19 protein-coding genes are annotated in these 25,682 nt (G+C 65.8%); 13 read left to right on the top strand and 6 right to left on the bottom strand.

Annotated elements, in window-relative coordinates:
* The first annotated feature begins 23 nt into the window (after nt 1-23).
* The 6 genes from M9H71_RS07575 to M9H71_RS07550 all read left to right on the top strand — a co-directional run bounded on the left by M9H71_RS07575 (nt 24) and on the right by M9H71_RS07550 (nt 11,230).
* Entirely contained in the window at nt 24-5,237 is a 5,214-nt protein-coding gene (locus M9H71_RS07575; protein WP_455404443.1) for an alpha-2-macroglobulin family protein, read from the top strand.
* Nucleotides 5,234-7,429 (top strand): penicillin-binding protein 1C, encoded by a 2,196-nt coding sequence (gene pbpC / locus M9H71_RS07570; protein ID WP_455404442.1) that lies wholly within the window; start codon nt 5,234-5,236, stop codon nt 7,427-7,429. Before M9H71_RS07575 ends, pbpC begins: the two co-directional genes overlap by 4 nt.
* 50 nt (nt 7,430-7,479) lie before the next feature.
* Nucleotides 7,480-9,225, top strand: a complete 1,746-nt coding sequence (locus tag M9H71_RS07565) for an ArnT family glycosyltransferase (protein ID WP_455404441.1) — start codon at nt 7,480-7,482, stop codon at nt 9,223-9,225.
* A gap of 1 nt (nt 9,226) precedes the next feature.
* Nucleotides 9,227-10,075 (top strand): phosphatase PAP2 family protein, encoded by an 849-nt coding sequence (locus tag M9H71_RS07560; protein ID WP_455404440.1) that lies wholly within the window; start codon nt 9,227-9,229, stop codon nt 10,073-10,075.
* Nucleotides 10,076-10,139: 64 nt separating this feature from the next.
* Nucleotides 10,140-10,892: a glycosyltransferase family 2 protein gene (locus tag M9H71_RS07555; RefSeq protein ID WP_455404439.1), complete on the top strand. Its 753-nt coding sequence runs from the start codon at nt 10,140-10,142 to the stop codon at nt 10,890-10,892.
* Nucleotides 10,892-11,230: a lipid-A-disaccharide synthase N-terminal domain-containing protein gene (locus M9H71_RS07550; RefSeq protein WP_455404438.1), complete on the top strand. Its 339-nt coding sequence runs from the start codon at nt 10,892-10,894 to the stop codon at nt 11,228-11,230. The genes M9H71_RS07555 and M9H71_RS07550 overlap by 1 nt, the downstream gene beginning before the upstream one ends.
* Nucleotides 11,231-11,405: 175 nt before the next feature.
* On the opposite strand, the gene metC is transcribed toward M9H71_RS07550, so the two are convergent.
* Nucleotides 11,406-12,602, bottom strand: coding sequence for a cystathionine beta-lyase (gene metC / locus M9H71_RS07545; RefSeq protein WP_455404437.1), 1,197 nt, complete (start codon nt 12,600-12,602; stop codon nt 11,406-11,408).
* Nucleotides 12,603-12,926: 324 nt separating this feature from the next.
* Between metC and M9H71_RS07540 the strand changes: the two genes are divergently transcribed.
* Genes M9H71_RS07540 through M9H71_RS07525 form a run of 4 tightly spaced genes read left to right on the top strand, consistent with a single transcriptional unit; the run spans nt 12,927 to nt 17,427 of the window.
* Nucleotides 12,927-13,943, top strand: a complete 1,017-nt coding sequence (locus tag M9H71_RS07540) for an amino acid ABC transporter substrate-binding protein (RefSeq protein WP_455404436.1) — start codon at nt 12,927-12,929, stop codon at nt 13,941-13,943.
* A 20-nt stretch (nt 13,944-13,963) separates the two neighbouring features.
* Complete coding sequence (locus M9H71_RS07535) at nt 13,964-15,169, top strand: amino acid ABC transporter permease (protein WP_455404435.1); 1,206 nt, start codon at nt 13,964-13,966, stop codon at nt 15,167-15,169.
* Nucleotides 15,166-16,671, top strand: coding sequence for an amino acid ABC transporter permease (locus tag M9H71_RS07530; protein WP_455404434.1), 1,506 nt, complete (start codon nt 15,166-15,168; stop codon nt 16,669-16,671). Before M9H71_RS07535 ends, M9H71_RS07530 begins: the two co-directional genes overlap by 4 nt.
* A 15-nt stretch (nt 16,672-16,686) precedes the next feature.
* On the top strand, nt 16,687-17,427 hold the full coding sequence (locus M9H71_RS07525) for an amino acid ABC transporter ATP-binding protein (RefSeq protein WP_455404433.1): 741 nt from the start codon (nt 16,687-16,689) through the stop codon (nt 17,425-17,427).
* Between the two features lie 18 nt (nt 17,428-17,445).
* Here the strand turns inward: M9H71_RS07525 and M9H71_RS07520 are convergent, their stop codons facing one another.
* The 5 genes from M9H71_RS07520 to M9H71_RS07500 form a co-directional block, all read right to left on the bottom strand.
* Entirely contained in the window at nt 17,446-17,715 is a 270-nt protein-coding gene (locus M9H71_RS07520; protein WP_455404432.1) for a hypothetical protein, read from the bottom strand.
* Nucleotides 17,716-17,857: 142 nt separating this feature from the next.
* Complete coding sequence (locus M9H71_RS07515) at nt 17,858-18,895, bottom strand: cysteine synthase A (RefSeq protein WP_455404431.1); 1,038 nt, start codon at nt 18,893-18,895, stop codon at nt 17,858-17,860.
* 110 nt (nt 18,896-19,005) lie between these two features.
* Nucleotides 19,006-20,235, bottom strand: a complete 1,230-nt coding sequence (locus tag M9H71_RS07510) for a class I SAM-dependent methyltransferase (RefSeq protein WP_455404430.1) — start codon at nt 20,233-20,235, stop codon at nt 19,006-19,008.
* 52 nt (nt 20,236-20,287) lie between these two features.
* On the bottom strand, nt 20,288-21,133 hold the full coding sequence (locus tag M9H71_RS07505; RefSeq protein ID WP_455404429.1) for a DUF1365 domain-containing protein: 846 nt from the start codon (nt 21,131-21,133) through the stop codon (nt 20,288-20,290).
* Between the two features lie 2 nt (nt 21,134-21,135).
* The gene (locus M9H71_RS07500; protein WP_455404428.1) at nt 21,136-22,449 is read right to left on the bottom strand and encodes an NAD(P)/FAD-dependent oxidoreductase; all 1,314 of its coding nucleotides are present in this window, start codon (nt 22,447-22,449) and stop codon (nt 21,136-21,138) included.
* Nucleotides 22,450-22,661: 212 nt separating this feature from the next.
* Between M9H71_RS07500 and M9H71_RS07495 the strand changes: the two genes are divergently transcribed.
* From M9H71_RS07495 to M9H71_RS07485, 3 genes are read left to right on the top strand one after another with little or no spacing between them, the layout of a single operon-like run.
* Nucleotides 22,662-22,886 (top strand): hypothetical protein, encoded by a 225-nt coding sequence (locus M9H71_RS07495; protein ID WP_455404427.1) that lies wholly within the window; start codon nt 22,662-22,664, stop codon nt 22,884-22,886.
* A complete protein-coding gene (locus tag M9H71_RS07490; protein ID WP_455404426.1) occupies nt 22,883-24,331 on the top strand; it encodes an efflux transporter outer membrane subunit in 1,449 nt (482 codons plus the stop codon). The genes M9H71_RS07495 and M9H71_RS07490 overlap by 4 nt, the downstream gene beginning before the upstream one ends.
* Entirely contained in the window at nt 24,321-25,679 is a 1,359-nt protein-coding gene (locus M9H71_RS07485) for an efflux RND transporter periplasmic adaptor subunit (protein WP_455404425.1), read from the top strand. The genes M9H71_RS07490 and M9H71_RS07485 overlap by 11 nt, the downstream gene beginning before the upstream one ends.
* The last annotated feature ends 3 nt before the right edge of the window (nt 25,680-25,682 follow it).

The following is a 25,682-nucleotide window of genomic DNA, read 5'->3' as shown; positions in this document are numbered from 1 at the left end:
GTTCGCGGCAAGGGAGTTCAAGCATGATCGGTCTGGTTCGCGCCCTCACGCTTTGCGCCGGATTGGCGCTCGGGCTCGCATCGGCTCAGGCGGCCGACAAGGCGTTCCAGCGCGAGGAGCTGGCGGACGCCGCGATCAAGCTCGAAGCCCAGATCAAGAGCGAGGCGGCGGCCACCAACAAGCCGACCGCGGTGCTGCGCGGCGACGCCGACGCCGCGTTCAAGCGCGGCGATTACCGCAGCGGCCTGCAGATTCTGGGACAGATCGCGGCGCTCGATCCGTCCGACGGCGACAATTGGCAGCGGCTGGCTCGCACCGTGCTGCAGATCAAGGCCGCCACCAGTTCCGAACAGACCTTCCTGCGCGAACGCGCCACCACCGCCGCCTATATCGCCTATCAGCGCGCCAAGAGCCCGGGCGAGGAGGCCGCCGCGCTGGCGCTGCTCGGCCGCGCGATGGCCGACCGCAGCCTGTGGCGGCCGGCGCTCGACGCCTTGCGGATTTCGCTGGAACTGCGCGAGGTCGCCGACATTCGCGGCCAATATGAGAAGCTGCGCGCCGATCACGGCTTCCGGCTGCTCGATTACACCGTGGACTCCGATTCGGCCTCGCCGCGGGTGTGCTTCCAATTCTCCGAGGAACTGGCCAAGCGCACCGATTTTGCGCCCTATGTGACGCTGGCCGGCACCGACAAGCCGGCGATCAGCGCTGAGGACCGGCAGCTCTGCGTCGAGGGGCTGAAGCACGGCGAGCGCTACAACATCAATCTGCGCGCCGGCCTGCCGTCGACCGTGAAGGAGGCGCTGGCGAAGTCGGCCGAGTTCAACGTCTATGTCCGCGACCGCAAGCCGCTGGTCCGCTTCACCGGACGCGCCTATGTGCTGCCGCGCACCGGCCAGCGCGGCATTCCGCTGGTCAGCGTCAACACCCCGACCGTGGCGGTGCAGGTGTTCCGGATCGGCGACCGCAACCTGATCAACACCGTGGTCGACAGCGATTTCCAGCGCACGCTGAACCGCTACCAGCTCAGCGACCTCGGCAACGAGCGTGGCGCCAAGGTGTGGTCGGGCGAGCTCGACACCGCTGCCGCGGCACTGAATGCCGACGTCACCACCGCGTTCCCGGTCGATCAGGTGCTCGGCGATCTGCAGCCCGGTGTCTATGTGATGACCGCGGCGCCGAAAGGTCCGATCCCCAATTCCGACGATGACGGCCAGATCGCCACCCAGTGGTTCATCGTCTCCGATCTCGGCCTGACCGCGTTCTCCGGCAACGACGGCATCCATGTCTTCGTCAATTCGCTGGCCTCGACGGATCCGCTCGCCAATACCGAGGTGCGGCTGATCGCGCGCAACAACGAGGTGCTGGCGACCCGCAAGACCGACGCCTCCGGCCACATCCTGTTCGAAGCCGGGCTGGCGCGCGGCGAGGGCGGGCTGTCGCCGGCGCTGCTGACCGCGAGCCGCGACAAGGCCGATTACGCCTTCCTCAGCCTCAAGACCAACGCCTTCGACCTGTCCGACCGCGGCGTCGCCGGGCGCGCGGTGCCGGCCGGGGCGGACGCCTTCGTCTATGCCGAGCGCGGCGTCTACCGCTCCGGCGAGACGGTGCATCTCACCGCGCTGCTACGCGACGGCCAGGGCATGGCGCTGACCGCCAGCCCGATGACGCTGGTGGTCGAGCGGCCGGACGGCGTCGAATACCGCCGTGCCGTACTGTCCGACCAGGGCGCCGGCGGCCGCAGCCTCGATGTTGCGCTCAATTCGGCGGTGCCGACCGGCACCTGGCGGGTCCGCGCGTTCACCGATCCGAAGGGAGCCAGCGTCGGCGAAACCACCTTCATGGTCGAAGACTATGTTCCCGATCGGATCGAATTCGACATTTCGACCAAGGACAAGGCGGTCAAAGCTGATGCTCCTGTGGAACTTAAGGTCGACGGCCGCTTCCTGTATGGCGCGCCGGCCTCGGCGCTCCAGATCGAAGGCGATCTGCTGGTGGCGCCGGCCGAAGGGCGGCCGGGCTATGCCGGCTATCAGTTCGGCGTCGCCGACGAAGAGACCACCAGCAACGAGCGCACCCCGCTCGAGAACCTGCCCGAGACCGATGCCAATGGTGCGGCCACCTTCGAGCTGAGCCTGCCGAAGCCGCCGTCCTCGACCCGGCCGCAGGAAGCGCAGATCTTCGTTCGGGTGGCGGAAGCCGGCGGCCGCGCCGTCGAGCGCAAGCTGGTGCTGCCGATCGCGCCTGCGGCGGCGATGATCGGCGTCAAGCCGCTGTTCGCCGACCGCAACGTTCCCGAGGGCGATGTCGCCAAGTTCGATGTCGCGTTCGTCGCGCCGGACGGCACCTCGCTGCCGCGCAGCGGTCTGCGTTACGAGCTGCTCAAGATCGAGTCGCATTATCAGTGGTACCGGCAGAACTCGTCCTGGGATTACGAGCCGGTGAAGTCGACCAAGCGGGTCGCGGACGGCGATCTGTCGATCAAGGCCGGCGAGCCGGCACGGCTGCAGTTCAACCCGGAGCCCGGCCGCTACCGGCTCGACGTCAAGACCGCCGATGTGGCCGGTCCGCTGACCTCGGTGCAGTTCGACGTTGGCTGGTATTCGGATGGTTCGGCCGATACGCCGGATCTGCTGGAGACCTCGATCGACAAGCCGGAATACGCCTCCGGCGACACCATGACGGTGACGGTGAACGCGCGGACCGCGGGTCTGTTGACCGTCAACGTGCTGGGCGACCGGCTGCTGACCACGCAGTCGCTGCAGGTCAGGCCGGGCAGCTCGCAGGTCAAGGTTGCGGTCGGCAAGGATTGGGGCTCGGGCGCCTATGTCGTCACGACGCTGCGGCGGCCGCTCGACACCGCCGCGCAGCGGATGCCGGGCCGTGCGATCGGCCTGAAATGGTTCGGCATCGACAAGGCGGCGCGGACGCTGTCGGTGGAGCTGTCGCCGCCGGCCTTGGTGCGGCCGTCGACGACGCTGAAGCTGCCGGTCAAGCTCGGCGGGCTGTCGCCCGGTGAAGACGCCAAGATCGTGGTCGCCGCGGTCGACGTCGGCATCCTCAATCTCACCGGCTACAAGCCGCCGGCGCCCGATGTGTACTATCTCGGTCAGCGCCGGCTCAGCGCGGAGATCCGCGACCTCTATGGCCAGTTGATCGACGGCATGCAGGGCGCCCGCGGCCAGATCCGTTCCGGCGGCGACGCCTCGGCGGCGGAGCTGCAGGGCAGCCCGCCGACGCAGAAGCCGCTCGCGCTGTATTCCGGCATCGTCACCGTGGCGGCCGATGGCACCGCGACGATCGACTTCGACATCCCCGAATTCGCCGGCACCGCGCGGGTGATGGCGGTGGCGTGGACCGCCACCAAGGTCGGCCGCGCCAACACAGATGTCACGGTGCGCGATCCGGTGGTGCTGACCACGACGCTGCCGCGCTTCCTGCGCAACGGCGACCGCGGCACCATGGCGTTCGATCTCGACAACGTCGAAGGCGCTGCCGGCGACTACACCATCAAGGTCAGCGCCAGCGGTCCGGTGAAGCTGAGCGGCGAAGCGGCAACGACGCTGAAGCTCGCCGCCAAGCAGCGCGGCTCGGCCAAGCTGATGCTGGACGCCGGCGGAGCCGGCACGGCGGCGCTCGACGTCGCGATCCAGGGGCCGAACGGCCTGTCGCTGGCGCGGCACTATGCGCTCGACATCCGTCCCGCCAATCAGACCCTGGCGCGGCGCTCGATCCGGACGCTCGCCAAGGGCGAAAGCCTGACGCTGACCTCGGACATGTTCTCGGACCTGGTGCCGGGCACCGGCGGGCTGTCGCTGTCGGTCAGCATGTCGACCGCGCTCGACGCCGCCACCATCCTCAAGGCGCTCGACCGCTATCCGTTCGGTTGCACCGAGCAGATCACCAGCCGCGCGATGCCGCTGCTCTACGTCAACGATCTGGCCGCCGGCGCGCATCTGGCGATGGACGGTGGCGCCGACGAGCGCATCAAGGGCGCGATCGACCGGCTGCTGTCGCGGCAGGGCTCGAACGGGTCGTTTGGGCTGTGGTCGACCGGCGGCGACGATGCCTGGCTCGACGCCTATGTCACCGACTTCCTGACCCGGGCGCGCGAGAAGCGTTTCGTGGTCCCGGACGTCGCGTTCCGCAGCGCGCTCGACCGCATCCGCAACTCGGTGGTCAATGCCGACGAGCCGGACAAGAACGGCGGCCGCGATCTCGCCTACGGGCTGTACGTGCTCGCCCGCAACGGCGCCGCACCGATCGGCGACCTGCGCTATCTCGCCGACACCAAGCTGGACAAGCTGGCGACCCCGATCGCCAAGGCGCAGCTTGCGGCGGCGTTGGCGCTGGTCGGCGACCGCACCCGCGCCGAGCGGGTGTATGCGGCGGCGGCCGACAGCCTCAATCCAAAGCCGTCGATCGTGTTCGGCCGGGTCGACTACGGTTCAGAGCTGCGCGACGCTGCCGCTTTGGTGTCGCTCGCCAGCGAAGGCAACGCGCCGCGACCGACGCTGACGACGGCGGTGCAGCGGGTCGAAGCCGCGCGCGGCCTGTCGCCTTATACCTCGACCCAGGAGAACGCCTGGCTGGTACTGGCGGCGCGCTCGCTCGCCAAGGAGACCATGGCGCTCGACCTCAATGGCGATGCTGTGAAGACGGCGCTGTATCGCAGTTACAAGGCCGACGAGGTGAAGGCCAAGCCGCTCAAGATCGCCAACACCGGTGACAATCCTGTGCAGGCGGTGGTGACGGTGAGCGGTTCGCCGATCACGCCGGAGCCGGCCGCGAGCAATGGCTTCAAGATCGAGCGCAATTACTTCACGCTCGGCGGCGAGCCGGCCGACATCACCAAGGCGAAGCAGAACGACCGCTTCGCGGTGGTGCTGACGATCACCGAGCCGAAACCGGAATACGGTCACGTCATGATCGCCGACTATCTGCCGGCGGGGCTCGAGATCGACAATCCGCATCTGGTGTCGTCGGGCGATTCCGGCACGCTGAGCTGGATCGCCGACGGCGCCGAGCCGGTGAACACCGAGTTCCGCGACGACCGCTTCACCGCCGCCATGGACCGCAAGGCCGACGACAAGTCGGTGTTCACGGTCGCCTACGTGGTGCGCGCTGTGTCGCCCGGCAAATACGTGCTGCCGCAGGCGGTGGTCGAGGACATGTACAATCCCTCGCGCTACGGCCGCACCGGCACCGGCACGATCGAGGTGCGGGCGGCGAAATGAGCGTGGCCCCCACACCACCACGATCGTCATGCCCGGGCTCGTCCCGGGCATCCACGCCTGACTCGTCGACGGCGAAAGACGTGGATGGCCGGGACAAGCCCGGCCATGACGGGCGGAGAGGATGGTCGTGGCTCAAGCGGGGCGCGATCGTGTCGGCGGTTGCGGTCGTTGCGGTGGTCGGCGGGCTTATCGCCTACGCCATCTCGCTCGGCCCGCTGCCGCTCGACGAGGCGCGGCAGACCTCGGTGACGGTGGTCGATCGCCACGGCAAGCTATTGCGCGCCTATGCGATGGCCGACGGGCGCTGGCAGTTGCCGGTGGACGCCTCGACCGAAGTCGATCCGCGCTACCTCAAGCTGCTGTTCGCCTATGAGGACAAGCGGTTCTATCAGCACCACGGCGTCGATCCGCTGGCGGTCGGGCGTGCCGCGCTGCAGCTCATTAGCCAGGGGCGGATCGTCTCGGGCGGCTCGACCATCACCATGCAGCTCGCGCGGCTGATGGAGCCGCGGCGCCAGCGCTCGCTCGGAGCCAAGCTGCGGCAGATGGTGCGGGCGGTCGAACTCGAGCAGAGGCTGTCGAAGCAGCAGATTCTCGACCTGTATCTGGCGCTGGCGCCTTATGGCGGCAATCTCGAAGGCATTCGTGCCGCTTCGATCGCCTATTTCGGCAAGGAGCCGAAACGGCTGACGCTGGCGGAATCGGCGCTGCTGGTGGCGCTGCCGCAGTCGCCCGAGCATCGCCGGCTCGATCGCCATCCGGACGTCGCCCGAGAAGCGCGCGACCGCGTGCTGGCGCGGATGGTCGAGGACGGCGTCGTCAGCGCCGAGGACGCGGCGCAGGCGAGGGCGGTGCCGGTGCTGCGCCAACGCAAGCCGATGCCGATCCTGGCGCCGCATTCTGCCGATCAGGCGGTGGCGGCCGACAAGGACGCGCCGCTGATCCGGCTCACCCTCGATGCCGGCCTGCAGCGCACCCTCGAAACGCTGGCGCGCGACCGCGCCGCTGCGCTCGGCCCCGATATTTCGATCGGCCTGGTGGCGGTCGACAATGCCAGCGGCGAGGTGCTCGCCCATGTCGGCTCGGCCGACTATTTCGATGACCGCCGGGCCGGGCAGGTCGACATGGTCCGCGCGGTGCGCTCGCCGGGCTCGACGCTGAAGCCGTTCATCTACGGGCTCGCCTTCGAGGACGGATTCGTTCATCCGGAGAGCCTGATCGACGACCGGCCGGTGCGGTTCGGCGCCTATGCGCCCGAGAACTTCGACATGACGTTTCAGGGCACGGTGCCGGTGCGCAAGGCGCTGCAGCTGTCGCTCAACGTGCCGGCGATCGAACTGCTCGACCGCGTCGGCGCGGCGCGGCTGGCGTCGCGGCTGAAGCAGGCCGGCACCGAACTGGTGCTGCCCAAGGACGAAGCGCCGGGGTTGGCGATGGGGCTCGGCGGCGTCGGCATCAAGCTGATCGATCTGGTGCAGCTCTACAGCGGGCTGCCGCGTCTCGGCAGCGTTCTGCCGCTACGCGAAATTGCAAGTTCCAGCAACGACAAGCGAGAGACTCTGCGCCTGATGGATCAAGTCGCGGCCTGGCAGGTCGGCAGCGTTCTGCTCGGAACTCCGCCGCCCGAAAATGCGGTGCGCAACCAGATCGCGTTCAAGACCGGCACCTCGTATGGCTACCGCGACGCCTGGTCGGTCGGGTTCGATGGCCGGATGACGATCGGGGTCTGGGTCGGGCGGCCCGACGGCGCCCCGGTGCCCGGCATGATCGGCCGTGTCGCGGCAGCTCCAGTGTTGTTCGATGCCTTTGCCCGCAGCGGCCATCTCCGCGCGCCATTACCGAAGGCGCCGCGGGGAACGCTGGTCGCCAGTAATGCCAAGCTGCCGCTGCCGCTCCGGCGATTTCGGCCGGCGGGCGATCTGGTGCGAACCGGCGACGACAAGGCGCTGCGCATCCAGTTCCCGTTGAACGGATCGCGGATCGATGCGGTCAGTGAAGCCTCGGTCGGCGCGCTGCCCGTCAAGGTCGCCGGCGGGGTGCTGCCGATGACCGTGATGGTCAACGGATTGTCGGTCGGCGAGATCGACGGACGGCGGCAACGGCTGATCGCGCCGCCCGGTCCGGGTTTCGTCCGGCTCACCGTGATGGACGCGGTTGGCGCCGCGGACACAGTTGTCGTCAGAATTCAATAGAGCCGGGCTAAGCAGTTGTCGCTGTATCGGTTTCAGCGTATGCGGAGCCGATGATCGAGACCTCTGCCAGACCCCGTTTCGGCGCCCCGCGCGAACCTAAAACCACCGTCGATCCCGGCCGCGGGCTGGTCGCGGTGCTGGATTTCGTGACGGTCAGTCATCTGCGCGCCACCGCATTTCTGGTTCTGGTCGGTCTGCTGTTTTTCCTGCCGGGGTTCTTCAACATCCCGCCGATCGATCGCGACGAAGCGCGATTCGCACAGGCGACCAAGCAGATGGTCGAGACCGGCGATTTCATCGACATCCGCTTCCAGGACGAGGTCCGCTACAAGAAACCGGTCGGCATCTATTGGCTGCAGGCCACCGTGGTCGAGACCGCCGGTAAGCTCGGCATTCCGCGGGCGCAGGTCCGGATCTGGCTGTACCGGGTGCCATCGCTGGCGGGCGCGATCGGCGCGGTGCTGATGACCTATTGGGCGGCGCTGGCCTTCGTCGGCCGGCGCGGCGCGGTCATCGCCGCCTTGATGCTGTGTAGCTGTATTCTGCTCGGCGTCGAGGCGCGGCTCGCGAAAACCGACGCGTTCCTGCTGTTCACCGTCACCGCCGCGATGGGCGCGATGGCGCGGGCCTATCTCGGCTGGCAGCGCGGCGACATCGGGCCGGAGCGGTCGTGGATCGTACCGGCGGTGTTCTGGACCGCGCTGGCGGCGGGCATCCTGCTCAAGGGGCCGTTGATCCTGATGTTTATCGCGCTGACGGTGATCCCGTTGGCGATCCTCGATCGGTCGGCGGCCTGGCTGTGGCGGTTGCGGCCGCTGCTCGGCGTTCCCTGGATGCTGCTGTGGGTGCTGCCCTGGTTCATCGCGATCTATCTGCGTGCCGGCGACACGTTCTTTGCCGACTCGGTCGGCGGCGACATGCTGAGCAAGATCGCAAGCCCGATGGAGTCGCACGGCGCGCCTCCCGGCCTGTACTTCCTGCTGTTCTGGGCGACGTTCTGGCCGGGCGCGCCGCTTGCGGCGATGGCCGCGCCGGCGGTGTGGCGGGCGCGGCGGGAGCCGGGCGCGCAATATCTTTTGGCCTGGCTGATCCCATCCTGGATCGTGTTCGAACTGGTGATCACCAAGCTGCCGCATTACGTGCTGCCGCTGTATCCGGCGATCGCGATCATGACGGCGGGGGCGATCGAGCGCCGGGTTCTGTCGCGCTCTTGGCTGGCGCGTGGCTCGGCATGGTGGTTCGCGATCCCCGCCATCATTCTGCCGCTGGCGGTGATCGGGTCGGTGTATTTGACTCATCACCCGATGTTCCTGGCGTGGCCGTTCGCGGCCGGTTCGCTGATCTTCGGTCTGTTCGCCTGGCGGCTGTTCGACGAGAACCGCGCCGAAGCCTCGCTGCTGAATGGGGCTTTGGCGTCGCTATTTCTTGCCGTGGCGGTGTTTGGCGTCGTGGTGCCGCTGCTGCGCCCGGTGTTCCCGAGCGTCGAAATTGCGCGCGAGCTGCGCAAAGTTGTTTGCGTCGGGCCGAAGGCCGCTGCGGCGGGCTATCACGAGCCGAGCCTTGTGTTCATGACCGGCACCAGCACGCTGTTGACCGACGGCTCCGGGGCCGCGGACTTCCTGCTCGGCGGCTCCTGCCGGTTCGCGATCGTGGAGTCGCGTAGCGAGCGTGCGTTTGCGAGCCGCGCCGAGGCGATCGGGCTGCGCTACAACGTTGCGGCGCGGATCGACGGTTACAACTTCTCGCAAGGCAAGCCGGTCTCGATCGCGATCTTCCGTTCCGAAGGCACCCAGTAATATGGTTGTGCCCGACAAACCCGGCCGGCTGCAGCGCATCTACCCAGTTGAACTGGTCCTGGTGATCGGCCGGGCGCTGGCGCAATTGGTCCGGGCGCCGTCGCATTCGCGGCGCGCCGAAGCCGCGCGGCGCTGGGCGCGGCATGCGCTGTGGCTGACGGCCGGGCTGTCGCTGGCGGTCGTGGTGCTGATGTTCGGCGTCGATGCCTTCGAAATCGGCCTGATGCCGCCGCGGGGGACGCCGTCGCTGTGGCCGGTGAAGATCGTCACCGATTTCGGCAAGTCCGCCTACGTGTTGTGGACGCTGGCGGGCCTGCTGCTGCTGATCGCGCTGAGTGTGCCGCTGCTGCGCGGCGCGGCGCGTGCGATCCTGGTCGGGTTCGGCACCCGCGTGCAATTCTTGTTTCTGGCCGTGCTGGTGCCGGTGGCGATCGGGGAAGTGCTGAAAGGTGTGATCGGTCGCGGCCGGCCGTTCGTCGGCGGGGCCGCCGATCCGTACAATTTCTCGCTGTTTGCTTGGAACGAGGCCTATGCCAGCCTGCCGTCGGGCCACTCGATTACCGCAGCCGCGCTGGGCTTTGCGGTTTCGGCGCTATGGCCTCGTCTGACTGCGGTGATGGCCGCTTACGTGCTGGCGATTCTGGTGAGCCGGCTGGTGCTGCTCGCGCACCATCCGAGCGATGTCGTCGCCGGCGCATTGCTAGGCCTCGTCGGCGCAATGGCTGTGCGGTATTGGTTCGCCGCGCGGCGGCTGGCGTTCACCATCCGGCAGGATGGCACCATCGATCCGCTGCCAGGGCCGTCCTGGGATCGCGTCAAAAGGGTTGCCCGCGGCGCCTCTGCCCCATAAGAAGCGGGCGCGCAGACAGCGCCCCGGCCGCGAGTTCCCGTCGGCCCCGGATTGTTCCGAAAGCATGCCTGAAACCTTGTCTCAGTCCGGACCGCCGCCTGCGGTGTCCATCGTGGTACCGGTGCGCAACGAGGCTGACAATGTCGCCCCGCTGATCGCCGAGATCGCTGCCGCGCTGGATGGGCGCTGGATTTACGAGATCGTCTATGTCGACGACGGCTCGACCGATGCGACCCCGCAGCGGCTCGCAGCGTTGCGCGCCGAACGGCCCAATCTCCGCCAGATCCGCCATGCCTCGTCGTGCGGTCAGTCTGCCGCGGTGCGGACCGGCGTTCGCGCGGCGCGCGGCTCGATGGTCGCGACGCTCGATGGCGATGGCCAGAACAACCCGGCCTTCATCCCCGAACTGATTTTCGCGCTGGAGCAGGGCGGGGCTCGGGTCGGCCTCGCCGCCGGTCAACGGGTGGGGCGCAAGGACACCGGCTTCAAGCGGCTGCAATCGCGCGTCGCCAACAAGGTGCGCAACGCCATCCTGCGTGACGGTACCCGCGATTCCGGCTGCGGCCTCAAGGCGTTCCGGCGCGACGTGTTTTTGTCGCTGCCGTATTTCGACGGATTGCATCGGTTCCTGCCGGCGTTGGTCCGACGCGAGGGCTTCGACATCGTCTATGTCGACGTCGCCGACCGGCCACGATTGTCCGGCAAGTCGAACTACGGCTTCTTCGACCGGCTGTGGGTCGGACTAATGGACCTCGCCGGGGTGTGGTGGCTGATCCGCCGCAAGAAAGCGACGCCGGTCGCCACTGAGGTAAACTGATGCTGATTCAATACGGCCAGGCACTCGGCGACTATCTGTACGACGTGTTCGTCGCCAAGTTCGATTTCTGGCTCGCGTTCGGGCTCGTCGCGCAGCTCCTGTTCACCGCGCGCTTCCTGGTGCAGTGGATCTCCAGCGAGCGCGCCGGCAAGAGCGTGGTGCCGATGGCGTTCTGGTTCTTCTCGATGGGGGGCGGGCTGATGACGCTGATCTACGGCATCGCCAAACGCGAGCCGGTGATCATCCTCGGTCAGGCGATGGCGACCATCATCTATGTGCGCAACATCATGCTGATCATCAAGGCGCACGCCCGCGGTTCGGAGACGCTGTCGAACTGATCGGCTGCGACGCTTACGCTCTCTCGACTCGGCTCAGCTGGCGATTCAAGCACAGACACCCAACGTCATTGCGCGCGTAGCGAAGCAATCCAGCGGCTCCGTGCACTGAGCTCCTGGATTGCTTCGTCGCTATGCTCCTCGCAATGACGGAGAGGCTGGCGTTGTGAACCTATGGTCAGCGCGCGGCGTTGAAGGCGGCGAAGCCGCGCTCCAAATCGGCCTTCAGATCGTCGGTCGATTCCAGCCCGATATGCAGCCGCAGCGCCGGGCCGCCTGGGTTCCAAGTCGTCGCGGTTCGGTACGACGCGCAGTCGAACGGGATCACAAGGCTTTCGAAGCCGCCCCAGGAATAGCCCATTCCGAACAAGGTGACGGTATCGAGCAGGGCATCGACGGCCGCCTGCGGTGCGTCCTGCAGCACGATCGAGAACAGTCCGGAGGCACCGGTGAAGTCGCGTTTCCAGATCGCATGGCCCGGATCGCTCTCGAGACCCGGATGCAGCACCCGCTGCACTTCGGGGCGCGCGGCGAGCCAGCGCGCCATCTCGAGGCCTGCCTGATAGTGCCGGGCGAGCCGCACCTCCAGCGTGCGCAGGCCACGCAGCGCCAGGAAAACGTCGTCCGGTCCGGCGCAGACGCCGAGCAGCCGGATCGCTTCCGACACCTTCGGCCAGGCCGCGGCGTTGGCCGAGATGGTGCCGAACATGATGTCGGAATGGCCGCCGATATACTTGGTCGCAGCCTGGATCGAGATGTCGACGCCTTGTTCCAGCGAACGATGATACAGCGGCGTTGCCCAAGTGTTGTCGTCGATCACAAGCGCGCCGTGCTGTTTGGCGACCGCGGCGATCGCGGGGATATCCGGCATCTCGAACGACTGCGAGCCGGGCGCTTCGACCACGACGGCCACCGTGTTGGGGCGGAAATGCGCGGAGATGCCGGCCCCGATCAGCGGATCGAAATAACTGGTCTCGACGCCCAGACGCTTCAGCATCTGATCGCAGAACAGCCGGGTCGGGCGGTAGGCGTTGTCACAAACCAGCACATGGTCGCCGGCCTTGACGACCGCGAGCAGGGCGGTCGAGATCGCAGACACGCCCGAGGGGGTGATGCCGACGCCGGCGCACTGTTCGCCTTCCAGTGCCATCAGCGCCTGCTGCAAGGCCTTGGTAGTCGGGGTGCCGTGCCGTCCGTAGGAGTACTCGCCACGATGGGCGTGCAGGTCGGCTGCGGTCGGGTACAGCACCGTCGAGCCGTGCACGACCGGCGGATTGACGAAGCCCTTCTGTGCCGTTGTGTCGCGGCCCGCGGTGACGAGACGGGTCTGCGTGCTGAGCGGCGCGGGCGCCCCGCTGGAGTCGGAAGAGACCATGAAGGCTCGCTGATGGTTGGGCCGAATGTGACAGCGCGGGCGCGTGTGTTTCGGCTACTTCGACGAATGGGTGTAATAGCAGCTTCTGGAAGACGGCCGTCAACCCCTTGACCCGACGCGCAACTCGTTCTGTGATGCATATCGGTCTGTCTGGACGGCCGTGCTGAGAGGCTCGCGAATTGCAGGGCGAGAGTTTTTGCAGCACGGTGCCGGACAACGGCTGCCGCGCGCGGGCCTTCGGGCGATCGAACGGCGGATCCAATCGGAACGCATCGCCCACGGAGCCGATTGAAGCGGCCAGGACATCCCTTGAAAGGTCATTGCATGAAACGTGTATCGCTCGTTGCCGCCCTCGCAGCCGCCGCCGTATTCTCGGTATCGTCGGCGGGCGCGCAGACACTGAAGACGGTCAAGGATCGCGGCATGTTGTCGTGCGGCGTCAGTCAGGGTCTGCCCGGTTTTTCGGCACCCGACGACAAAGGCAATTGGACCGGCCTCGACGTCGATGTTTGCCGCGCCATCGCCGCCGCGATTTTCGACGATCCGAGCAAGGTGAAGTTCGTGCCGCTGTCGGCCAAGGACCGCTTCACCGCGCTGCAATCGGGCGAAATCGACGTGCTGTCGCGCAATACCACCTGGACGCTGTCGCGCGACACTTCTCTCGGCGTCAACTTCACCGGCATCAGTTATTACGATGGCCAGGGCTTCATGGCCAAGAAGGCGCTCAAGGTGAATTCGGCGCTGGAACTGAACGGCGCCTCGATCTGCGTCCAGACCGGCACCACCAACGAGCAGAACGTTGCCGACTATTTCAAGGGCAACAACATGAAGTACGAGGTGATCGCCTTCGCCAACGCCGACGAAGCGGTCAAGGCCTATGAATCCGGCCGCTGCGACGTGTTCACCTCAGACGTCTCGCAGCTCTATGCCCAGCGCCTGAAGCTGGCGACGCCGGCGGATCACATCGTGCTTCCGGAAGTGATCTCCAAGGAGCCGCTGGGGCCTCTGGTCCGCCACGGCGACGATCAGTGGTTCGATATCGTCAAGTGGACGCTGTTCGCGATGATCAATGCCGAGGAGCTCGGCATTACCCAGAAGAACGTCGACGAGATGGCCAAGTCAGACAAACCGGAGCTGAAGCGGGTGTTCGGCACCGACGGCAATCTCGGTGAACAGCTCGGCCTGACCAAGGATTGGGTGTCCCGCATCGTCAAGGCGACCGGCAACTACGGCGAGTCGTTCGAGCGTAATGTGGGAACCGGTTCGAAGCTGGAGATCGCGCGCGGTCTCAATAAGCTGTGGAATAAGGGCGGTATCATGTACGCCCCACCGATCCGCTGACCGCGCAAAGACCCGCGCCGATGGCGATCGACGCCCGCCCACCGCCGCCGCAGCTCGTCGCGAAACTGCGGCGGGTGCTGGGCGGTCGCTCCGGCTGGAAGGGGCTGATCGCGCAGGTGCTGTTCGTCGCGGCGCTGTTCTGGATCGGCTACGAGATCTTCGACAATGCCCGCGACAATCTCGCCAATCAGCGGATCGCCTCCGGATTCGGCTTCATGTCGCAGACTGCGGGCTTCGGCGTCAGTCAGACGCTGATCCCGTATCAGGAGTCCGATAGCTACACCCGGGTGTTTCTGGTCGGCCTCGTCAATACGCTGGTGGTGTCGGTCGTCGGCATTTTCTTCGCCACGATCATCGGGTTTGCGGTCGCGCTCGCTCGGTTGTCTCCGAATTGGCTGATCTCGCGGATCGGTGGCGGCTACGTCGAGATCGTTCGCAACCTGCCGCTGCTGTTCCAGATCCTGTTCTGGTATCTCGCCGTACTCGGAGCGCTGCCGTCACCACGACAGAGCGTTTCGGTGATGGACAGCTTCTTCCTGTCCAATCGCGGGATCGTCGTGCCGCGGCTGGTCGGCGAGGCAGGGCTCGACGGCTTCCTCGTCGCTCTGCTGATTGCGGTTGCCGTAGCTATTGGGTTACCGCTGTTCGCCCGGCGCCGGCTGTTCGCGACCGGCAAGCCGATGCGGGTGTGGCCATACGTCCTCGGTCTGCTGATCGGGTTGCCGCTGATCGCGTTCCTGATTTTCGGCAAGCCGTTCTCGCTGGAATTGCCGGTGCTGCGCGGCTTCAATTTCGTCGGCGGGGCGCGACTGGCGCCGGAATTTGCGGCGCTGACGCTGGCGCTGTCGACCTACACGGCCGCGTTTATCGCTGAAGTCGTTCGCGCCGGGATTCTGTCTGTGCACAAGGGGCAGATGGAGGCGGGTGCCTCGCTCGGCCTGTCGCGCGGCCAGACGCTACGGTTGATCGTGATCCCGCAGGCGCTGCGGGTGATCTTGCCGCCGCTCACCAACCAGTATCTCAACCTCACCAAGAACTCATCGCTCGCTGTTGCGATCGGCTATCCCGACCTGTTCTCGGTGTTCGCCGGCACCACGCTGAGCCAGACCGGGCAGGCGATCGAGGTGATCGCGATCACGATGGGCGTGTACCTGCTGATTTCGCTGGTCACCAGCGCCCTGATGAGCCTGTACTCGTGGCGGATCAACCGGAGCATGGGCGCATGAGCGAGCTCGGGTCCGTGACTCCTGTGTTCGTGCGCGGCGAGATGGTGCCGCAGCGGCCGCCGCCGGTGCATCGGCCCGGCGTGATTGGGCTGATGCAGCAGCGGCTGTTCAACTCGCCGACCAACATCCTGCTGACGATCGTTGGGGCGCTGCTGCTGTATTTCACCGTGGTGCCGACGGTGAAGTTCCTGTTGGTCGACGCGGTGTGGACCGGCTCGAACCGCACCGACTGCCTGGCCGACAAGGCCGGCCATCCGGTCGGTGCCTGCTGGCCGTTCGTCCATGCCAAGTTCTCGCAATTCATCTACGGCTTCTATCCGACGCCGGAGCGCTGGCGGGTGGATCTGGTCTTCGCGCTCGGCGCGCTGCTGCTGCTGCCGCTGTTGATCCCGCGCGCGCCGGCCAAGACGCTGAACGCGGGCTTGTTCTTCGTCGCGTTCCCGGTGCTCGCGTTTTTTCTCCTCCACGGCGGCGGTCTGGAAGGCTTCGGGGTGACCTGGAGCGCCGATCTGGCAAGCGGCTTGGCTGACAGCGTCGGGAGCGCCGGACGCAAGCTCGCCGGCGGCGGAGCGATCGGCGGGGGGATCGGTCGGGGACTGCTTGGCATCGGCTTCGTGCTGGGCTGGCTGAGCTGGCCTCTGGTGGCGCTGCGCGATTGGATTCAGTCCTCGTCGCAGCCGTTGTGGCTCGATCTTGCGATCACCGCAGTGGCGGTCACCGCGTTGGTCTTCTTGCTGACCGGTGTGCGCAACGGCTGGCGGGCGCTGGCCACCACGGTCGGGACCTTCGCCGGCATCGCTGTGACGATCGCTGTATTGCGACTCGACCGTGGCGGCCTGCCGATCGTCGACACCCGGATGTGGGGTGGCCTCCTGGTCACGTTGGTGGTGTCGGTGACCGGTATTGTCGCCTCGATGCCGATCGGGATTGTGCTCGCGCTCGGCCGACGATCGACGATTCCGCTGATCCGGATCTTCTCGGTCGCCTTCATCGAGTTCTGGCGCGGCGTGCCGCTGATCACGGTGATGTTCTTCGCCACCTACATGCTGCCGCTGTTCCTGCCGGGCAATTTTACAATCGACAATCTGATGCGGGTGCTGATCGGCATCGCGCTGTTCGCCGGTGCCTATAATGCCGAGGTCATTCGCGGCGGCCTGAACGCGATCCCGCGCGGGCAGGCGGAAGCGGCGAGCGCGCTCGGGCTGTCCTATTGGAAGACCACCGGGCTGATCGTGCTGCCGCAGGCGCTGCGCCATGTCATTCCCGGCCTCGTCAACAGCTTCATTGCGCTGTTCAAGGACACGTCGCTGGTGTCGATCGTGGCGCTGTTCGATCTGCTCGGTCAGCTTCGTGCCGCCTTCGCCGACCCGACGTGGTCGACCCCGACGACGCTGTTCACCGGCTTCGCCTTTACCGGGCTGATCTATTTCGTGTTCTGCTTCGGCATGTCGCGCTATTCGCTGTCGGTCGAACACCGGCTCAACGCGCACCGGCGGACCTGACGGAAGGATCGATTGATGGCTGATAATCCGATCGTCTCGATCGCGGGCCTGAACAAATGGTACGGCGAGTTCCATGTGCTGCGCGACATCAACCTCGAGGTCGCGCGCGGTGAGCGGATCGTGATCTGCGGGCCTTCGGGCTCGGGCAAGTCGACGCTGATCCGCTGCATTAATGCGCTCGAGGAGTTTCAGGAAGGCGACATTGTGGTCGACGGCATCGATCTCGGGCCGAGCCTGAAGCATGTCGATGCCATCCGCCGCGAAGTCGGGATGGTGTTCCAGAGCTTCAACCTGTTTCCGCATCTCACCGTGCTGGAGAACTGCACGCTGGCGCCGATCTGGGTGCGCAACATCCCGAAGAAAGACGCCGAAGCCACCGCGATGAAATTCCTGGAGCGGGTGAGGATTCCGGACAAGGCGGACAAGTATCCGGGCCAGATTTCAGGTGGGCAGCAGCAGCGCGTGGCGATCGCGCGGGCGCTGTCGATGAACCCAAAAGTGATGCTGTTCGACGAGCCGACCTCGGCGCTCGACCCCGAGATGGTCAAGGAGGTGCTCGACACCATGGTCGACCTCGCCGAAGAGGGCATGACCATGCTGGTGGTGACGCACGAGATGGGCTTCGCCCGCGAAGTCGCCGATCGCGTCGTGTTCATGGATGCCGGTCAGATCATCGAGGCGAACGAGCCGGAACAGTTCTTCGCCAATCCGCAGCACGCGCGTACCAAGCTGTTCCTCAGCCAAATCTTGCGCTGACGTCGAACGCTCGGAACGCTATCTGATGATGGTCGCGCGCGACGAGTAGCGCTTGACGCTGGTCACGGTGAACTGGCTGAACGTCTCGCGGACCCTATCGGCAGGCGTCATCGCCTCGTCGAAGCCACTCGCCGCCGCGGGGGCGGGAGCTGCGTGCGGGGCATACAGCGCGCTGTCGTACAGCGACCGGTCGAAACGGTAGGCACCGTCGCCGAACAGCGCATCTGATACGAATAGCACTGCGACCGCCGCCACGAGGGTGGCGCCGAAGGATCGGAATTCTGACATGAGCCGACGCGCTCCTTGTTTTGCGCAAGGGTCGGCCACTGCCATGAAGTTTCAGTTTAATGCTGAGCGCGCCGTGCAAGCACGGTTGGCAGCGGGTTAACGTTGGCTCAGTGTTTTGCCGCGCCGCCAGCCATTGCTCCGCTTATGCCTGCTCGAACGGCACCTGGATCGTGCTCTTCGTCTCCATCCAATCCGGTACCGGCAAATTCTTGGCTCGCATGAAGTCCGGGTTGAACAGCTTGGATTGGTAGCGGCTGCCGTAGTCGCAAAGGATGGTCACGATGGTGTGGCCGGGGCCGAGATCCTTGGCCAGCCGGATCGCGCCGGCGACGTTGATGCCGCTCGAGCCACCGAGGCACAGGCCTTCGTGCTCGAGCAGATCGTAGATCAGCGGCACTGCTTCGTCGTCGGGGATCCGATAGGCATCGTCGATCTGTGCGCCTTCGAGATTGGCGGTGACGCGGCCCTGGCCGATGCCTTCGGTGATCGACGACCCTTCGGACTTCAGCGCGCCGTTCTTGTAGTAATTGTACAGGGCCGAGCCCATCGGGTCGGCGAGCACGGCGCGGACCTTCGGATTGAACTGCTTGAGGCCGATCGAGACGCCGGCCAGCGTGCCGCCCGAGCCGACCGCGGCGACGAAGCCGTCGACCTTGCTGTCGGTCTGCCGCCAGATCTCCGGCGCGGTGGTCTCGATGTGAGCCTGACGGTTGGCGACATTGTCGAACTGGTTGGCCCAAATCGCGCCGTTCGGTTCGGTCTCGGCGAGCTGCGCGGCGAGGCGGCCGGACAGTTTCACGTAATTGTTGGGATTGGCGTAAGGAACCGCCGGCACCTCGATCAGCTCGGCGCCGCACAGCCGCAGCATGTCCTTCTTTTCCTGGCTCTGCGTGTTCGGGATCACGATCACCGTCCGAAAGCCGAGCGCATTGGCGACCAGGGCAAGCCCGATGCCAGTGTTGCCGGCGGTGCCTTCGACCACGACGCCGCCTGGGCGCAGCGCGCCACGTTTCACCGCATCCTGGATGATGAACAGCGCGGCCCGATCCTTCACCGACTGGCCCGGATTCATGAACTCGGCCTTGCCGAGAATGGTGCAGTCGGTCGACTCCGACGCGCGCTTCAATTTGATAAGGGGCGTGTTGCCGATGGCGTCGACGACGTCGTTCTTGATGCTCATGCTGTCCGGCTGGTGGCGTTGCGGGCCCTCAAGTTAGGAGACCGGACGGCGCGAGACAAGGCACGCATGCTTCCGCATGAAGCAATCGCGGCGACGTGAGGCGAGCCGGATCAGCCGACCTTCGCGAAAACCACCTGGCGGACGTCGATATTGCCGGACAGGAATCCGGCTTCGCAATACGACAGGTAGTATTCCCACAACCGCCGGAAGCGCTCGTCGAATCCCTGCGAGGTCAGGCTCGGCCAGGCAGCGCGGAAATTGTCCCTCCAGGTCGCGAGTGTCTTGGCATAATCTTCTCCAAACACCCGCTCGCCAATGACAGGCACACCGAACGTCTCGCCGAGCGACTTGAGCACGCTCGGGGAGGGCAGCATTCCGCCCGGGAACACGTAGCGCTGGATGAAATCGACCTCGCGGCGATAGGCCTGGAAGAAGCGGTCCTGGATGGTGATGGCCTGGATCCCGACGAGGCCGCCCGGCATCAGCCGATCGCGCAACTGTGAGAAATAGTTCGGCCAGAATTCTTCTCCGACGGCTTCGATCATCTCGATCGAGGCGATCCGGTCGTAGCGACCGCGTTCGTCGCGGTAATCCTGCAGCTTGATCTCGACCTTGTCGGCGAGGCCGGCTTCGAACATCCGCTGCTGTGCGAAATCACGCTGCTCCCGGCTGATCGTCAGCCCGACGATGCGGACGTCGAAGGTCTTCGCGGCGTATTCCGCGAACCCGCCCCAGCCGCAACCGATCTCCAGCACCGACTGTCCCGGCCTCAGGTCGATCGCTTCGGCGAGCCGTTGATATTTGTTGATCTGCGCCGCGGTCAGATCGTGGGTGTGATCCTCGAACAGCGCCGACGAGTAGGTCATGCTCGGATCGAGCCAGGCGGAATAGAATTCATTGCCGATATCGTAATGGGCGTAGATGTTGCGTTTCGCCTGCCGCTTGGTGTTGCGGTTGAACCAGTGCCGGACCATCTGCACGAACCGCATCAGCGGATTGTCGGCAAGCATCGCCTGGATCAGCTCGTGATTGACGCAGAACAGATACAGGAACTGGGTGAGATCGGGCGTGTCCCACTCGCGGTTCAAATAGGCTTCGGCGATGCCGATGTCGCCGCCATTGATCAGCCGTGAAGCGAAGCCGTAGCTGTGCAGCCGCATCTCGGCCGAAGGTCCAGGCTCGGCACCGCCGAGGCGGAAGCGGCGGCCGTCGGGCAACGTGACGTCGAGCGTTCCGCGCTGCAGCCGCGCGCCGAACGCCAGCGCCATCCGCACCACCCGCGGCAGATCGGCCACGCGGGCGTCGACGTTGTCGGGGGTCAGCGCTACTAACTCGGACATTTCCGTTCCATCGTTCGCGCCCAGCTAAACGATGCAACGCCGGGCTCACCGTTCATGGAGTATAAGCATCGCGCTTGCTGGCTGCAAAGCCAGGCGGGGGTGGCGGTGACGCAGGACGTGGAACGAGCTTGGCGCCCTTGATCCACAGTCGCAGCGCTTCCCAATGAATCGCCGCGATCACTTTGAACGTCATCATCGGTAGCGACAGGAATGCTCGCAGCAGCGACGCCGTCGACAACGCGCGGCGCGTGCCCGCAAAGGTGGCTGAGAGCAGCGGACCTTCGGCGTCGGTCTCGAGAATCCGCAGGCGCACGATGTCTCCGGGAGGCACGATGCGAAAGTGATAGCGCATCGCCATCTCGATGAAGGGCGAGACGTAGAACAGCTTGTCCTGCTCCTGCCGCAGACCGGCCGGGCCGAGCTCCCCGGAGCGCACCGGCATCACGTAAGGATGGATGTCGCCGAAGGTGTTGCGGACTTCGTAGATCACCAGCGCCAGCGCACCGGAGGCATCGTATCCGAAATAGACCGACAGCGGATTGAAGGTGTAGCCGACGATTCGCGGGTAGGTCAGCAGCAGCACCCGGCCGCCGCTGAGATCGACGCCTTGCGCGGCGCCACTAGCCTGGGCGTAAGCGCGCAGCGACGACCCGTCTCGCGGGCCGTGATCGATCTCGCGGAAGCTGTACAGCGCACGCCGGTTGACGCCGAACAGCGGCGACATCCGATCCGCCTCGTCGAGCCGATCGAGGTCGATCAGCAGCGACATCACCCGGTACTGGAAGCGATGGCCGAGCGGCTTCAGCCGCGCATGCATCACATCGCCGATATACAGCGATGCGGCCGCTGCGGGCGGAGCGACGGGTTCGGAGGAAGCGGGCGCGGCGAGGGGAGCCATGGCTATTCGGCTGCTTCGCGGAATTCCGACGGCGGGCCGCGCCACGGCACCGGTGCTCCGAGATGTTCGGCGACCGCGAGTCCTGACCGAAGACCGTCTTCGTGGAAGCCGTAACCGGTCCAGGCACCGCAGAACCAGGTGTTGCGATGGCCTTGAATCTCGCCGACGCGGCGCTGCGCCGCGAACGCTCTGGCAGTATATTGCGGATGATCGCAGGCATAGCGGCCGAAGGTCAGCTCCGGTGCCGGCTCGAACGGCGGATTGAGGCTGACGAAGAGGGGCTTGTCGGCGTCGATGCCCTGCAGCCGGTTCATCCAGTAGGTGACCGCGACGTCGTTGACCGGGGATCCCTCGCGCTGCCAGCGCAGGAAGTTCCACGATGCCCAGGCCCGCTTGCGCTTCGGCATCAACCGCGGATCGCGGTGCAGGTACACCATGTTCGGTGCATAGCCGATGCTGCCGAGAACGTCGCGCTCGATGTCGCTGGCGTCGGCGAGCATCGCAAGCGCCTGATCGCTGTGCGCGCCGATCACGACGTGATCGTAGATTCCGACGCCACCGAGGCTGTCGCGGACGATCACGCCCTTCGCCGAGCGCTCGATCGCGGTTACCGCGGCGCCAAGCCGCATGTCGTCCTTGAAGGCGCTGGTCAGCTTCTCAACATAGCGGGCGCTGCCGCCTTTCACTGTGCGCCAGATCGGGCGCTCGTAGTGCAACAGCCGATGGTTGTTGAAGAAGGCGACGAAATTCTCGGCCGGGAAGTCGAGAATCTCGGATGCCGGAGCCGACCAGATCGCCGCGCCCATCGGCGCCAGATAGTCGGTCAATAGCCGCGGCGCGAATTTCCGTTTCTTGAAATAGTCGCCGAGCGAGAGTCCATCGAGGGCGCCCGTCTTGAAGTCTTCGACGCTCTGTTCGTTGAAGACGAGGATGTGCCGCAGCATCCGCAGGTACGACGGCGACAGCAGGTTTCGGCGCTGCGCGAACAGGCCGTCCGCGGTTTCGAGCCAGTTCGAGCCGCCGCCCTTCCATTCGAATCGTCCAGCGTCGGCGCTGACTGAAAAGCTCATGCAGCTTTCCACGGTCTCGACGCCGAGATGCGCGAACATCGCGGTGAGGTCGGGATAGTTGAGCTGGTTGTAGACGATGAAGCCGATGTCGACGGGAATGGCGGTGCCGTCGTAGTCGACCGTAACCGTGTGGCTGTGGCCTCCCGCGCGCAGTTCGCGCTCGTAGACCGTGACAGGATAGCGCTGCGACAGCGCCCATGCGGCGGCATTTCCCGCAATTCCCGTTCCGACGATAGCGACGCGCATTCCAAGCCCCCTCTAGCCCACCGGCGACCGAGCTACGGCATCGAAGAGCGAGAGTTTCAGCACGTCCGGCAGCGAAAAAAATCGAAGGGCGGGCAGGGAATCTTCCTCGGACGGCCGTATCACCAGATGAAATCTTCGTAAGATTTGCCGCATTCGGTGAGGGCGTCAAGTCGATGGAACACCGATGGAATCGGGAGAAACGTCACTGGCAGATGGTGGAGACGCTCGCGCTGCGGAAACAACTTGTCACCGAACGCAGCAATGACGGGCCTGTGCGCCAGCGTTTCCGCCAGTTACAATGGCACTTGGCTTTCAAACCGCAGTTTTCCGAGATCGAGTTGCAAGTGACTGGCAGAGAACATCGTGCGCCGAAACCGTTCATGGCGCGGCGTGCGCGGCGTTACGCCGCGCCGGGAGATGGACTGCGCCCAGCATGAGCACCACACTTCGCTACCTTGGTCGCGGAGCCCGCCTCGTGGTGGCCTCGGCGTTGGTCGCTGCGTGTGGCGGCTGCATCCTGACCCAGGACCTGCCGGATCCGGCGCTCGACCTGCCGAATCGCTACAAGGCGGCGTCACGAGCCACAGTCGAGAAACCGCCGGCGCTGGATTGGTGGCGCGGCTTCCGGTCGGCCGAGCTGACGCAACTGATGGAGGAGGCACAGACCGTTAATCTCGACGTCGCCGCCGCCGTCGCGCGGATTCGCCAGACGGACGCACAGGCGCGGATCACTGGCGCAGCGCTGTTGCCGAGCCTGAGCGGCAGCGGCAATGGCAGCCAGGTCAAGACCTCCGGTTCGAACATCTCCAACACCACGATCGCCGGACGCCGCTACAGCACCTATTCGTCGTCGCTCAGCGCCTCCTACGAGATCGACTTCTGGGGCAAGAACCACGACGCTGCGCTCGCGGCCGAGGAGACCGCCACCGCCAACCGGTTCGACCGCGACACGGTGATGCTGACCACGATGGCCAGTGTCGCCAACGCTTATTTCCAGGTGCTCGCGGCGCAGGACCGGATTCGCACCGCCGAAAACAACATCAAGAACGCCAGCCGGATTCTGGATGCGATCAAGCAACGCCTCAAGGCCGGCACCGGAACTGATCTGGACTTGGCCCAGCAGGAGAGCGTGCTGGCGAACCAGCGCGCCGCGCTGCCGCCGCTGCGGCTGACGCTGGCGCAGAACGTCAATGCACTGGCAACGCTGGTGGCACGTCCCCCGGAGGGCGTGAAGATCGCCGGCGGCTCGCTGACACGGCTGTCGTCGCCGCGGGTAACGCCCGGGTTGCCGTCCGATCTTCTGACCCAGCGGCCAGACATCCGCCGCCAGGAGGCGCAGCTCGCCTCGGCGACCGCCAATGTCGGCAGTGCACGGGCGCAGTTCTTCCCGACCATTCAGCTCACCGCGCAGGGCGGCTATCAGAGCGCAGCGCTGGCGTCGTTGTTCACGCCGCAAGCGACGTTCTCCAACATTGCCGCAGGGCTCACTCAGCCGATCTTCGACGGTGGCCGCATCCAGGGCAATTTCGACCTCACGCGGGCGCAGCAGGAAGAGATGCTGCAGACCTATCGAAAGACCGTGGTGTCGGCGTTCGCCGACGTCGACAACGCGCTGGAGTCGATCAAGCAAAATACCGAGCGGCTGCGGCTGCAGCGCGATGTGGTGACGGCGTCGCGGCGCGCGTTCGATCTCGCCGAGCAGCAGCTTCGTGCCGGCACCAGTGACATCGTCACGGTGCTGAATACCCAGGCGACGTTATTCCAGGCCGAGGACGCGCTGATCCAGACGCGTCTTGCGCGGTTCCAGGCGATCGTCAGTCTGTTTCAGGCGCTCGGGGGCGGCTGGGAGCCAAAGATGGAAAGAACGGCCGATGCTCTTTAAGCCGGATGCGAAAGACACGTCCGGGGCCGGACGCAACGGATGGGGCGCGCGGCTGCGCCGCCGTAGCGTCTCGCTGCTGCTGATGGTCTTGATTCTCGGCGGTTTCGGCTTCGTCGCCTGGCGGGCGATGCAGACCAAGCAGGCGGAGCGCCGGATGCCGATCGATCTTTCGGTGCCTGTACTGGCCGCGACGCCGAAGGTCGAAGATGTGCCGGTGTATCTCGATGGCGTCGGCACCGTCAAAGCGCTCGCGAATGTCACGGTGCGTGCCCAGGTCGACGGCAAGCTGATCTCGGTGAACTTCACCGAAGGTCAGGACGTCAAGGCCGGCGATGTGCTGGCGGAGATCGATCCGGCGATCTATCAGGCGCAATACGATCAGGCGGTCGCCAAGAAGGCGCAGGACGAGGCGCAGCTCGCCAACGCAAAAATCGATCTGACGCGCTATCAGCAGCTCGCCGCCTCCAATGCCGGCTCCAAACAGCAGGCCGACACCCAGAAGGCGACCGTTGCGCAGCTCGAGGCGCAGGTACGCTCCGATCAGGCGGCGATCGACAACGCCGCGGCGACACTGAGCTACACCAAGGTGGTGGCGCCGATCTCCGGCCGCGCCGGTCTGCGGCAGGTCGACAAGGGCAATATCGTCCACGCCTCGGACACCACCGGCATCGTGGTGCTGACGCAGTTGAACCCGATCGGCGTGCAGTTCAGCCTGCCGCAGCAGCAGATCGTGCGGGTCAATACTGCGGCCGCCGAGGCGCCGCTGCGGGTCGACGTGTTCGGCAACGATGGCGTCACCGTGGTCGATACCGGTACCTTGAAAGGCATCGACAACCAAGTCGACCAGACCACAGGCACGGTGAAGCTGAAGGCCGAATTTCCCAACGCCAAGCTGCAGCTCTGGCCCGGCCAGTTCGTCAACGTCCGACTCAAGGTCGACACCTTGAAGCAGGCGATCGTGGTGCCGGTCTCAGCGGTGCAGCGCGGGCCGGCCGGCACGTTCAGCTATGTCATCGGCGAAGACAACATCGTTCACGCCCGCCCGGTGAAGGTGACGCAGCAGAACGAAACCGAGGCCGTGGTCGCGGATGGACTGACGCCGGCCGAGCGGGTGGTCACTACCGGCTTTGCCAACCTGGCGGAAGGCGCCAAGGTGACGATCGGAGACGCCAGCCAAGTTCCGACCGCCGATCTCGCTCCGCAGAAACGTCGCCGGGGTTCGCACGGTGCTCAGGGCCAGGGCGGCGGAGAAGCCGGCGAGGGGCGCGGCAAGCGTTCCCGCGGGGAGGCCGGGCAGCAGGCGCCGGCGTCCGGCGAGTCGTCGTCTGGCGGCCCTAAGACGCCCTGACAC

Source organism: Rhodopseudomonas parapalustris (assembly GCF_053772255.1).
Note: the sequence above shows the minus strand (reverse complement) of the source record. Positions and strands in the feature narration are given on the sequence as shown.

Bases quoted from the DNA above. Each gene is read 5' to 3' on its own strand.
- M9H71_RS07575 (WP_455404443.1), top strand. From the start codon at position 24: ATGATCGGTCTGGTTCGCGCCCTCACGCTTTGCGCCGGATTGGCGCTC.
- pbpC (WP_455404442.1), top strand. From the start codon at position 5,234: ATGAGCGTGGCCCCCACACCACCACGATCGTCATGCCCGGGCTCGTCC.
- M9H71_RS07565 (WP_455404441.1), top strand. From the start codon at position 7,480: ATGATCGAGACCTCTGCCAGACCCCGTTTCGGCGCCCCGCGCGAACCT.
- M9H71_RS07560 (WP_455404440.1), top strand. From the start codon at position 9,227: ATGGTTGTGCCCGACAAACCCGGCCGGCTGCAGCGCATCTACCCAGTT.
- M9H71_RS07555 (WP_455404439.1), top strand. From the start codon at position 10,140: ATGCCTGAAACCTTGTCTCAGTCCGGACCGCCGCCTGCGGTGTCCATC.
- M9H71_RS07550 (WP_455404438.1), top strand. From the start codon at position 10,892: ATGCTGATTCAATACGGCCAGGCACTCGGCGACTATCTGTACGACGTG.
- metC (WP_455404437.1), bottom strand. From the start codon at position 12,602: ATGGTCTCTTCCGACTCCAGCGGGGCGCCCGCGCCGCTCAGCACGCAG.
- M9H71_RS07540 (WP_455404436.1), top strand. From the start codon at position 12,927: ATGAAACGTGTATCGCTCGTTGCCGCCCTCGCAGCCGCCGCCGTATTC.
- M9H71_RS07535 (WP_455404435.1), top strand. From the start codon at position 13,964: ATGGCGATCGACGCCCGCCCACCGCCGCCGCAGCTCGTCGCGAAACTG.
- M9H71_RS07530 (WP_455404434.1), top strand. From the start codon at position 15,166: ATGAGCGAGCTCGGGTCCGTGACTCCTGTGTTCGTGCGCGGCGAGATG.
- M9H71_RS07525 (WP_455404433.1), top strand. From the start codon at position 16,687: ATGGCTGATAATCCGATCGTCTCGATCGCGGGCCTGAACAAATGGTAC.
- M9H71_RS07520 (WP_455404432.1), bottom strand. From the start codon at position 17,715: ATGTCAGAATTCCGATCCTTCGGCGCCACCCTCGTGGCGGCGGTCGCA.
- M9H71_RS07515 (WP_455404431.1), bottom strand. From the start codon at position 18,895: ATGAGCATCAAGAACGACGTCGTCGACGCCATCGGCAACACGCCCCTT.
- M9H71_RS07510 (WP_455404430.1), bottom strand. From the start codon at position 20,235: ATGTCCGAGTTAGTAGCGCTGACCCCCGACAACGTCGACGCCCGCGTG.
- M9H71_RS07505 (WP_455404429.1), bottom strand. From the start codon at position 21,133: ATGGCTCCCCTCGCCGCGCCCGCTTCCTCCGAACCCGTCGCTCCGCCC.
- M9H71_RS07500 (WP_455404428.1), bottom strand. From the start codon at position 22,449: ATGCGCGTCGCTATCGTCGGAACGGGAATTGCGGGAAATGCCGCCGCA.
- M9H71_RS07495 (WP_455404427.1), top strand. From the start codon at position 22,662: ATGGTGGAGACGCTCGCGCTGCGGAAACAACTTGTCACCGAACGCAGC.
- M9H71_RS07490 (WP_455404426.1), top strand. From the start codon at position 22,883: ATGAGCACCACACTTCGCTACCTTGGTCGCGGAGCCCGCCTCGTGGTG.
- M9H71_RS07485 (WP_455404425.1), top strand. From the start codon at position 24,321: ATGCTCTTTAAGCCGGATGCGAAAGACACGTCCGGGGCCGGACGCAAC.